We start from the raw sequence: 10,510 nt of genomic DNA on the forward strand, positions 1-10,510 counted from the left end.
GGACCGGTGCGCCCGCGCCACCCGGCTCCGGCCAGCAGCCGCTGGTCAGCGAGGCCATGCGCGGTGAGGGCGCCCTTCTGGTGGACGCCGCCGGGCACCGGGTGATGGACGGCGTCCACCCGCTCGCCGACCTGGCGCCGCGAGACGTCGTCGCCAAGCAGATGTCCCGGGTGATGGCCGCCCAGGGCGTCGACCACCTCTACCTCGACGCCCGCGGCCTGGGCAGTTCCACCCTGCTGCGACGCTTCCCGACGATCACTGCCCGCTGCCGGGCCGCCGGCGTGGACCCGCTCCGCGAGCCGATCCCGGTCGCCCCGGCGGCGCACTACGCCAGCGGCGGTGTGCGCACCGACGTCTGGGGGCGTACCAGCGTCCCCGGGCTGTACGCGTGCGGGGAGGTCGCGTGCACGGGCGTGCACGGAGCGAACCGGCTGGCGTCCAACAGCCTGCTGGAGGGGCTGGTCTTCGCCGCCCGCATCGGCACCGATCTCGCCCGGGGGCTGCCCAGCCCGACGAAGCCGGCGAACCCGGTGGTGGGAAGCGGCTCGACCGGGCTTGCCGACCCGGCGGCCCGTGCCGACCTGGCCCGTGCCATGGCCGATGGCGCCGGGGTGCTGCGCAGCGAGCAGAGCCTGCGGGCGACCGCGAAGACGCTGGCCGCCCTCGGGGACCCGCGGGTCGGCGGCACGGTCACCGCCGGCCCGGACGCCTGGGAGATGACCAACCTGCGGACCGTCGCCACCGCGCTGGTCGCGGCTGCCACAATGCGTCAGGAAACCCGTGGCTCGCACTGGCGGGAAGATTTCGGTATCACTGACGACGCACGCTGGCGTGGCCACATCCTCACCCAGTTGGACGCGGAAGGTGAGCTCTCAGTGACATACGAGCCGTTGGACGTCGCGGAGGCTCCGCCTCTTCCGGGCTACCCGGCAACCGCCGGGCACGCCTCGGGCCAGGCCTGATGCCAGCCTGATGCCACTGCCGTCCCCGCCGTCGCCGTTGTCACCGCCGTCGCCGTCGCCGTTGTCACCGCCGTCACCGTCGCCGTTGTCACCGCCGTCACCGTCGTTGTCACCGCTGTCGCAGGAGACCCGCAGCGCACTGGTGTCAGCCGGGCTCGATCCGGACGCGCTCGTCATGCTCATCCGCGGCGCCGTCGCCGAGGATCTGCCCGCGCTCCCAGCGGATCCGGTGGCGCCCCTGGACGCCACGGCGGATGCTGCGGTCCGTACAGTGAGTAGTTATGATCCGGACTCGGTCGACACGACGTCGGTCGCGACCGTGCCGCCCGACCTGGCTGGCCGGGGAGCGGTCGTCGCCCGGGCCCGGGGAGTCGTCGCCGGCCTGCCGGTGGCCGCGGCCGTCTTCGAGGTGGTCCTCACCGACCGCTACCCGGCACGGCACGAGCCCACAGGCGTCCGCCCGACGCGGGATCCGTCGGACGTCCACCGTGGGGATGCGGCCGCCGACGAGCACGCGGACGCGGAGAGCGGCTGGACCGGTGGTCTGGACATCGAGATCGTCGCTTCGGACGGTGACCAGGTGAGCCCCGGGGACGCCGTCCTGACCGTCGCGGGCCCGGTCCGCGCCCTGCTCACCGCCGAACGCACGGCGCTGAACCTGCTGTGCCACCTCTCTGGGGTGGCCACGGCGACCCGGCGGTGGGTCGACGCGGTGGACGGTACGGGGGCGGCGATCCGGGACACCCGCAAGACCCTGCCCGGGCTGCGCGCGTTGGAGAAGTACGCGGTGCGCTGTGGAGGTGGGCGCAACCACCGGATGTCGCTGGCGGACGCGGCGCTGGTGAAGGACAACCACGTGGTCGCCGCGGGCGGGGTGGCGGCGGCGTTCGCCGCGGTGCGGGCGAGGTTCCCCGGCCTGCCGGTCGAGGTCGAGTGCGACACGGTGGCCCAGGTCGCCGAGGCCGTGACAGCCGGCGCGGACCTGATCCTCTGCGACAACATGAGCCTGGACGAGCTGCGTGAATCGGTCGCGATCGCCCGTCCGAACGGCGTCGAGCTGGAGGCCAGCGGCGGGCTGACCCTCGACATGGCCCGCCGCGTGGCCGAGACCGGCGTCGACTATCTGGCGATCGGAGCGCTGACCCACTCGGCGCCCGCGCTGGACCTGGGCCTCGATCTCGACCTCTCCCCGCGCCGGGGTCCGGGCCCGGCGCCCGCCTCGGACGTCGCGCCCGAGGCGGGCGCCGGATCGGGGACGCCCTGATGCTGCTCACGATCGACATCGGCAACACCAACACCGTCCTCGGCGTCTTCGACGGCGAGGACCTGATGGATTCCTGGCGGGTACGCACCAACCCGCACTCGACCGCGGACGAACTGTCGCTGCTGTTCCGCGGTCTGCTCCTGGACTACGACGTCGACGGCATCTCGGTGTGCTCGACCGTGCCGGCGGCCCTGCGGGAGATCCGGCGCATGGTGGTGCGCGCGTTCCGCAAGGTGCCCGCCGTCGTGGTGGAGCCGGGCACGAGAACGGGGGTGCCGATCCTCATCGACAACCCCAAGGAGGCCGGCGCGGACCGGATCGTGAACGCGCTGGCCGCCCACCACCTCTACGGCGGTCCGGCGATCATCGTCGATTTCGGGACGTCCACGAACCTGGACGTGGTCTCCAGCCGCGGCGAGTTCCTCGGCGGCGCGTTCGCCCCGGGTATCGAGATCGCCCTGGACGCGCTTGCGTCGCGGGCGGCGCAACTGCGCAACGTCGAGCTCATACCACCACGATCGGTGATCGGAAAGAACACCGTCGAGTGCCTCCAGTCCGGCATGATCTACGGTGTGGTGGGCCAGGTGGACGGCCTGGTACGCCGCATCAGCAACGAACTGGACGCCGACCCCGTGGTCATCGCCACCGGCGGGCTGGCCTCCCTCGTCATCCGCGAGAGCGAAACCCTCCAGCACCACGAACCCCACCTGACCCTCATCGGCCTCCGCCTCATCTTCGAGAAGAACACATAAAAGGGAGTGCTGCCGGCGGCCGGGACTGTCAGCAGCCTGGGGCTGCGGCCGTGGGGGTTGCCGGGCAGCCGGGTCTGATCACCTTGCGGACTGCGATCTCGCCGTGAGCGCCGAAGGATTTCACGACTATCGAGTTCCGCAGACCCTCGGCGACCATGGGGAGGTCGTTCAGGGTGACGGGGGTCAGGTCGCCGAGAATGAAGTAGTCGACGTCCTGCCAGCCGTTCTTCAGCTTTTCACGGACGGCCGGGTCGAGGTCCAGTTTGTAGAACCAGATCGGCTCGGGCTTCTTGCCGGCCAACTCCAGGTCCGTCCATATGTTGTCGTCGGTGACGACGATGTTGCCGTCCGGGATGTTCTCGATGTACCAGCGGGCCGCCTCCCGGCTCGGCGCGCTGTCGTCGGCGGTCAGTGCTGTGTGCAGCTTCGGTGCCCAGTGCTCCGGGAGCGTCAGCAGTCCCGCCGTCACGATGCTGGCCACCGCCACCAGGCGTATCCAGGTGCCGAGCACGGCAGGCTCGGCCGCGGCCGGGAGCGGGGCCGCGAACGAAGCCGACGTCGGGGCTGATGCCAGAGTCAGGGCCGATATCGGGGGCCGGCGGGACAGCGAGCGCGTTTCCACGGCAGGCGCCGGATCACGCGGCGGGTCGTGGAGCGCGCTGCCAGCCATGTCCCCGGAGCGGTCGCGCGCGGCGTTGGCGGTCGGTGGCCGGTAGTACGGCAGCAGCGCATCGAGCATGCCGGCCACGCACAGCGCCGCGAACGGCAGCATCGCCGTCACGTACGCGTATGGCATGTATCCGTTCCGGAACATGAAGGCGAGCTGGATCAGCAGCAGTATCGCGACCACCCGCAGACGCCTGACGAAAAGCGCCGGGAACGCGGCGATAACGCCCGCGCACAGCAGATAGGGGTCGATCTCCAGCCACAGGTTCGCCATGCTGCGGGTGCTGCTGTCCGCGTTCAGCAGGCTTCCGCTCGCCGGCCGGTCGAACAGCTGCCACCTGGTCGCGCCGATCAGCGAGACGTGACTGGCGCCCTCGAACAGCTCGTTCTTGATGACGGCGTAGAGGACGTAGAGGCCGCAGATCACAGTGAGGAAACCGAGGAAGTTCTGGCGTACGAACCGCCAGTTCCGCCGGTCACGGTTCTGGCGGAGCAGCAGGTAGACGGCCGGCAGGAGAATGAGGGTCGTCTCCTTCGACCAGAAGGCGAAGGCCATGAAGACACCGGCCCAGATCGCCGCGCCGGCGCTGCGCCGGGGGGATGCCGCGCAGACCAGCGCCGCCAGCACCCACATCACGGCGATGTTGTCGAGGAAGGCCATCCGCTGGTACCAGACCGCGAGCGGTGCCAGGGAGAACAACAGGACCGCGGCGGCCGAGAACACCCGTCGCAGCGCCAGCCGGCGGGCCAGCAGGTAAAGCAGCGCGCAGCTCACCAGATGGACGACGAACATGCACTCGCGGGCGGCAGCCACCGCTGTCGGTGCCCGCTCGAACGCGTGTGTGAGCGTCGTGTAGACGGCGATAAGCAGCCAGCCACCGAAAGGATGGTCGTACCAGTATGTGTAGTGGGCGATTTGGCCCCAGTACTCCATGGCGTATGCCTGCGCCGTGTAGGTGCCCTCGTCGTCGTTGACACGGCCGGGCCAGCCGTCCTGGTTGATGCCGTGTACGAGCCCGCAGACGACGATGAGCACGGCGAGGATGATGATGCTATGCCAGTGCGCCAACAGCCAGGCTGTCATCCGGTCGCGGACGGTCGCGACCGAGTCGGTGAATCCGCCGAACCGGCGGCCACGCCGGTTGTCGGCCGGTGCGGTGCCAGTGCCTGCGCCGCGGTCGAGAAGCGGGAGCGTGCTGGTGGTCACAGAGCCCCCTCGAACGGTTCGGGGAACTGGACCCCGGGCGGCGTGAAGACACGGTCGCCGCGCCGCTGTCCCGTCAGTTGCTCAGGGACCTGGGCCTCCCGGAGCTGCCGGACCGGTTGCCGAACCTCCCCGATCGGCTTGCGACGCTCTCCGATCGGCTTCGCCAGCCCGGCGGAAACCCCGGAAGTGGCGGCGATCCCGGATCCGGCAGGAATCCTGGAGCCGGCAAGCACCTCGGAACCGGTGAACGCTTCAGCGGCGGCAGGGAACACGGAGGCGACAGGCGTTCCGGGCCTGAGGACGGGCTCGCGGTGATTTCGGAGCGCCGGCTGGGCCGGACCTGGTATCACCACGTGGTGGGCGCCGACATGTGTCGTCTTCTCCCATTCGAGTTTTCTCTGGAACAGCCGCACGACGGCCCGCAGTGCCGCCAGCGACAGCACGAGCTGGTAGACCGGCGCGCTGGCTATCAGCCGGGCGCTGTCCAGCGGAGTCACCCTGATCCGGTATGCGTCGGCGAACTCCCGGAAGGCGGCCTCCTCGGTGAGCGTCAGCATCAGCATCGCGAGGAGCGGCAGCCAGAATATGATCACAATACCCACCGGGGCGCTCAGGAAGAACGTGAGCAGCATGGAGGTCGGCAGGACCAGGCCGGCCATGGCCTGGAAGAACGGCATCAACAGCATCTCGGCGGCGAGCACCCGCTGCCGCCAGCCCGGCAGCCGGCGCCAGTCGCCCTTCCGGAAGACCTGGATGAAACCCATCATCCAACGGGTGCGCTGCACCACGAGTTTCTTCAGGCTTTCTGGCGTCTCCTCCTGGGTGGTCAGCTCGGGATGGTAGAAAACCGTGGTGGTGACGCCGGCCACCGAGGCGCGCACACCGAGGTCGCAGTCCTCCGTCAGGCAGGAGACGTCCCAGCCGCCGAGCCGGTCGAGAACCTCGCGCCGGACGAACACGGTGTTGCCGCCAAGCGGGATGAAACGCGCCTTCGCCTGGTAGCGCAGCCGCGACATGAACCAGATGTAGTACTCCAGGCAGTTACGCGCCCGCCACCACGACGTCCCGCTGTCGGCCCAGTCGACCAGCGCGCGCAGCATCCCGGCGGATTCCGGCCGCCGCCAGCGGGGGCCGCGAACGTTCATCAGCTGGACGCCGCCCTGAAAGATCCCGGTTTCCGGGTGACGCACGGCCAGGGTGTTGACGTAGCCGAGCAGACCGCGGGCGATCAGGGACTCCGCGTCGACGATTCCTATCAGCTCGCCGTGGCAGTGCTTTCGCGCGTCCTCGAGGGAGAGCGGTTTGCTCCGCTGCGCACCGCTGGGTGTGACGATCCGTACGTTGGGGTATCGGCCGGCGAACTCCTGTGCCACCTCGCGGGTCTCCCGGTCGAGCTCGTCGTCCGACACGACGACGACCAGTTCGAAAAGATGCGGCGGATAGTCACCGGCGAGCAGCTGGGTCAGCGTGCGCCCGAGAACGGGCTCCTGACGGGCGGGCACGATCAGCGAGAAGGTGTATCCGGGGGACGCCTGGTCCTCCAGGTCGACGTGGTCGACCCGGTCGGGCAGCTGCCAGCCGTACTGGGCCCGCACCAGCGTCAGACCGGCGATCAGCAGCATCGACAGCGACACCACCGTCCAGATACCGATCGCCACGTTGTCACGGCCGCGATACAGCGCCTGTGCCGTCTCGACGAACAACGGCCACGCGGGCAGCAGAAGAACACCGTGCAGCACACGGACGGACGCGGCTGTCAGGGTGGAGCCGAAGACGAACCAGGAATACATCAGCAGGTGAGCGGAAACCACCACCAGGGCGCAGACCGCGGCGGCCAACAGGTTACGTGGGCCGGCCTGCCCCGTTGGCGAGGAGTTCGCCGCCAGCTCCGTCAGCGCGGTGAACAGCAGCCAGCCGACCGATTCGGTCGAGACCCGGGCGATGGCGGGCCTGAGCCGGCCGCCATCGTGTCCACGCCAGGTGAAGCCACGGTCCAGGCCCCACAGCAGGCCCGTCGCGGCGACCACCGAAAATCCGTATCCGGCCCGTCCCCAGGCCCCGAAGAAACAGCCGATGAAAGCCATCAGCGCGACCCGTGCGGCAATGCTCGTCCCACCGGCCGTGATGAAACGCAACTGCCCTGGCATCCTCGTCAGGAAAGCGTGAAGCGACGGTGGCGCGGCCAGCGCCTGATTGAGGTTCACTGATCCCTACCTGAGTGGTCGGTACGAATGGCCGGCATCGACCGGGTGGCAACGGCCCGGGACCGGGCACGGTGGCCCGCTGTTCTCACGGGCGTTCTCCCGAAGCAGTCACCAACCTCGGCAGATCGGCCGCGTAGTCGGCAACCGTGGAACTGGCGAAATAAAGAACGTGTTGGACGTCGTCGACGCCGTAGGCGGCGACCTGGGCCGCGTGCGCCACGTCGTACTGGCCGCCGGGCGCCTGCTGCGTCTGCGCGAGCGGTATGCCCACGGCCTGTTGCGCGGCGTCGATCTGCGCCGGCGAGCCGGTGAGCCGGTGAGCCGGTGAGCCGGTGAACGAGGAGTCGAACTGGTCGAGCCAGCGCCGGAGCGCCTCGGCGCTGTCCCGCCCGGGATCCGTGGTCACGAAGACGACCGTGAGCGCCGACCCGGCATCGTTTCTGGCCAGCCGTTTGGCGGCGGCGATGTCGGCCATGGTCGTCGGGCAGACGTCCGGGCAGTTCGTGTAGCCGAAGAAGAGCAGGGTGGCTCGGCCGGCGGTCTGCCGCGCGAAGTCGAAACTGTGCCCGGCGGTGTCCGTCAGGGTGAACGACGGCCGGGAGCGGGAGACCTTCGGGACGGTGCCGTGCCAGCCGCCGGTGGCCGTGGCGACAGCCGCTGACGACCGTACCGGCGGGCCGTCGGCCGGGTGCGTGGGCTCGCTCGTGGCGCAGCCGGCGCTGCCGGCCAGACAGAGCAGGGCCATGACGGCGGTTCCGCTCAGGGCCCGCCTCACGGCGTCGGCCCGACCGGTGCATCGCAGGGGGGCATGTTCCTGGCCTTTCTGAACTGCTGACCGGATCGAAACGGCAGGGCTGTGCCACTGGCCACGGACCCGTGGCACCGTGATCCATGTCCCGTTTCCGACCGTTACCTCGGGTGCGGACGGCGTGACGACGGGTTTTCCGTGCCCGGGATTCCCGGCGGACCGGCTCGGCTGGCCGCCAGGAATCCCAGGAATCCGGGAGAACCGGCGGGGTCTAGTCGGCGCAGACCGTCGTGCCACGCGGGGCGTTGCCGCCGGTGCCGGCCAGGTTCTTGCTGTCCGTTCCTGTCACCTTCAACGCCCCGAAGCCGGATTTCCGCAGGAATTCGCAGTCGACCGGAACACCACCGGGGGCGATCTTCGGGACGCAGACGTTCGTGTTGTCGCTGGCCTTCACATAGTTGTGGTCGCAGCCGTCCACCCACAGCGTCGCGGGCGACGGTCGGCCGTTTCCATGCGGCTGAATCCGGCCGCTGAGATCCCGGTTGCCAGCTCCGAGCGTGTTTTCGGCCGCGACCGGCCGGGTGCCCCCGCTGTCGCCGGCTGACGGGCCGAAAACACCGGTCGCCCGCAGGCCGACCAACAGGCCCACCGTGACACACACCGCCGTCACCGCGCTGAGAAGGATTTTCCGTCGGGTCATCCGACATGCACCCACTTCGCCACGGATGGAACTCCGTTCGTATCCTGGACGAACATCATGTAGTAACCGGCAGGAATGATGTTCGGATTGCTCGGGACGGTCACGCTGATGTTCGTCCCGGTGCCGGTTGTCGGCAGGTCGACGCTGCGCTGGTTCGGGTCCGACTGGTGGGTCACCGACGCCGGGCGGATCAGCGTGACCCGGCCGATGTTCCCGCTCACGGTCAGGTTCTGCGTCGACCCGAGGTCGAACTGCTCGGCGGCGGCGGTGATGGCCGGCCGCGGCCTCGACATGTACCACGGGGAGTAGACCGAGATACCCAGGTCGAATGCCCCGGTCGCCGGGTTGTTACCGATCGACGCCACCCGGCCGTCCGGGAGGAGGAAGGACTCCGAGTGATACATCCGCGCCAGCGGATCCGCCGGCATCGGCGTGAACGTGTTGGTGACCGGGTCATACATCGACGCCTCGTGCACGGCGTACTCGGGATAGTTGTGCTTTGCCCCGCCGGTCTCGAACACCTTTCCGTCGGGCAGGATGACGGCGCTGACATACATCTTGGCTGCCGGCAGGTCCGGCCCGGCCGTCCACTGCGGATCCTGCTGACGCAGGTCGATGATGTCCGTGTGACTGGTCGGGTCAAGATCGCTGTAGGTGTTCCCGCCGCCGAAGTTGGCCACTTTCTGGGCCTGTGCCGGCGGCAGCAGCACCGTCGCACCCTGGTCCCGGAAGTCGATGTCCCGCAGACCCGGGACATCTGTGATCGTCCCGGTGGCGATGTCGTAGATCTCCGACCCCGAGGTGTTCGGCAGCGCGTTACCGAAGGTGTGCGTCCCGGCATAGAAGAGCCGGCCGTCCGCCATCAGCACCATGTTCGGGTAGAGACCCCAGTAGAAGTACGTCTGCGGTACCTCGTTGAAGGGTTTCCACTGGCTCTTCCGAGAGTCGAACATCTCGACGGCGACATTTCCGGAGCCATTCTCGTTGAGCCCGCCGGTCGCGAACACCGAACCGTCGCCAAGGTTCACCAGGGACGGGTACCAGTGCCCACCGCCCGGCATGTCGCCGATCTTTGTATAGGTGTTCGTCATCGGATCGAAGATGTAGCTGATCGCCAGGCCCTTGTAGTTACTGGTCGGCGTCGGATACTCCAACGTCCCGCCCGCGAGCAGAATCCGCCCGTCGGGAAGCTGAGTGTGCCCGGCGCAGAACAGGTCCTCCTGGGTGGGCACGTCGGCGAACTCGGCGGTCAGCGGGTTCCACACCTTCGAGACGAGCTGGTTGTTCGCCGCCGCGGCCCCGTCGTTGCCGGAGCCGGCGACGAGCAGCACGTTCCCGGTGTGCAGCACCGTGGCGTGCACCGAACGCACCGGCGACTCGTAGGGCAGGACCTGCCAGGAGCCCTGGCAGTCGCCCGTGCAGCCGCCCGGCGGCGGCGGAGGTACCGGCCCGGGATCCCCGCCCCCGCTGTAGCTGGCGCGCACCAGCCCGCCGCCGACACCCTGGTAGTACTCGACGGTCACCTTGTGCGTTCCGGCGGCAACGGGCCTGGTCGCCGCGAAGCTGCTCGCACCCTGGTCCCGCCACTCGTCGATGACGGGGACGTCGTCGAGATAGACCCGGATACCGTCGTCGGCCGTGGCCGTGGCCGTGGCCGTGGCCGTGAACGAATATTCCCCTGCCTGGAACAGGGCGTTCCTGGTCCAGCGGACGGAATATCCCGCCCCACCGATGCCGCCGATCCCCGGGCCGGTCTCCCCCCAGTCGAAACCGATGTTGCCGTCGCACCGTGAGTCGGCCGGCGCCCCCGTCAGTGTCGGGTTGGCGAAGTAGTCGCCGGCCCATTCCTCAGGTGCGCAGGTGATGGCCCTTGCTGACTCCGGGGTGACGACAACGACGGCAACCAGTTGGACGGCGGCGGTGGCGAGCAGCGCGGCGAGCGCACGACGCCGGCCGATCCGCCGCCGTTTTTCGGATCCGGTCACGCCTCGGCCTCCCCCATCGCCC

8 protein-coding genes are annotated in these 10,510 nt (G+C 69.3%); 3 read left to right on the top strand and 5 right to left on the bottom strand.

The window, feature by feature from the left end; translation table 11 throughout:
* The 3 genes from CM1CMNOD_RS20440 to CM1CMNOD_RS20455 all read left to right on the top strand — a co-directional run.
* On the top strand, window positions 1-962 hold a 962-nt coding region (locus tag CM1CMNOD_RS20440; RefSeq protein WP_131774125.1), incomplete at its 5' end, for an FAD-binding protein.
* A 175-nt stretch (window positions 963-1,137) separates the two neighbouring features.
* Window positions 1,138-2,226: a carboxylating nicotinate-nucleotide diphosphorylase gene (gene nadC / locus CM1CMNOD_RS20450; RefSeq protein ID WP_083828561.1), complete on the top strand. Its 1,089-nt coding sequence runs from the start codon at window positions 1,138-1,140 to the stop codon at window positions 2,224-2,226.
* Window positions 2,226-2,978, top strand: coding sequence for a type III pantothenate kinase (locus tag CM1CMNOD_RS20455; RefSeq protein ID WP_013875495.1), 753 nt, complete (start codon window positions 2,226-2,228; stop codon window positions 2,976-2,978). Before nadC ends, CM1CMNOD_RS20455 begins: the two co-directional genes overlap by 1 nt.
* 28 nt (window positions 2,979-3,006) lie before the next feature.
* Here CM1CMNOD_RS20455 and CM1CMNOD_RS20460 read toward each other — a convergent pair whose 3' ends face one another.
* The 5 genes from CM1CMNOD_RS20460 to CM1CMNOD_RS20480 form a co-directional block, all read right to left on the bottom strand.
* Window positions 3,007-4,851, bottom strand: coding sequence for a glycosyltransferase family 39 protein (locus CM1CMNOD_RS20460; protein ID WP_013875496.1), 1,845 nt, complete (start codon window positions 4,849-4,851; stop codon window positions 3,007-3,009).
* A complete protein-coding gene (locus CM1CMNOD_RS20465) occupies window positions 4,848-6,986 on the bottom strand; it encodes a glycosyltransferase family 2 protein (protein ID WP_237702909.1) in 2,139 nt (712 codons plus the stop codon). The genes CM1CMNOD_RS20460 and CM1CMNOD_RS20465 overlap by 4 nt, the downstream gene beginning before the upstream one ends.
* Before the next feature lie 154 nt (window positions 6,987-7,140).
* Complete coding sequence (locus CM1CMNOD_RS20470) at window positions 7,141-7,800, bottom strand: SCO family protein (RefSeq protein ID WP_131774127.1); 660 nt, start codon at window positions 7,798-7,800, stop codon at window positions 7,141-7,143.
* A gap of 274 nt (window positions 7,801-8,074) precedes the next feature.
* Window positions 8,075-8,503 carry a hypothetical protein gene (locus tag CM1CMNOD_RS20475; protein ID WP_013875499.1) on the bottom strand — a complete coding sequence of 143 codons (429 nt, stop codon included), beginning with the start codon at window positions 8,501-8,503 and terminating at the stop codon, window positions 8,075-8,077.
* The coding region (locus CM1CMNOD_RS20480; RefSeq protein ID WP_131772949.1) for a galactose oxidase-like domain-containing protein at window positions 8,500-10,510 on the bottom strand (2,011 nt) is incomplete at its 5' end. The genes CM1CMNOD_RS20475 and CM1CMNOD_RS20480, both read right to left, overlap by 4 nt.

The organism is Protofrankia symbiont of Coriaria myrtifolia (genome assembly GCF_900634755.1).
Classification (GTDB): Bacteria; Actinomycetota; Actinomycetes; order Frankiales; family Frankiaceae; genus Protofrankia; species Protofrankia coriariae.

What these genes read in the sequence shown, in the direction of transcription:
- nadC (WP_083828561.1), top strand. Translation starts at nt 1,138, where the DNA reads ATGCTCATCCGCGGCGCCGTCGCCGAGGATCTGCCCGCGCTCCCAGCG.
- CM1CMNOD_RS20455 (WP_013875495.1), top strand. Translation starts at nt 2,226, where the DNA reads ATGCTGCTCACGATCGACATCGGCAACACCAACACCGTCCTCGGCGTC.
- CM1CMNOD_RS20470 (WP_131774127.1), bottom strand. Translation starts at nt 7,800, where the DNA reads ATGGCCCTGCTCTGTCTGGCCGGCAGCGCCGGCTGCGCCACGAGCGAG.
- CM1CMNOD_RS20475 (WP_013875499.1), bottom strand. Translation starts at nt 8,503, where the DNA reads ATGACCCGACGGAAAATCCTTCTCAGCGCGGTGACGGCGGTGTGTGTC.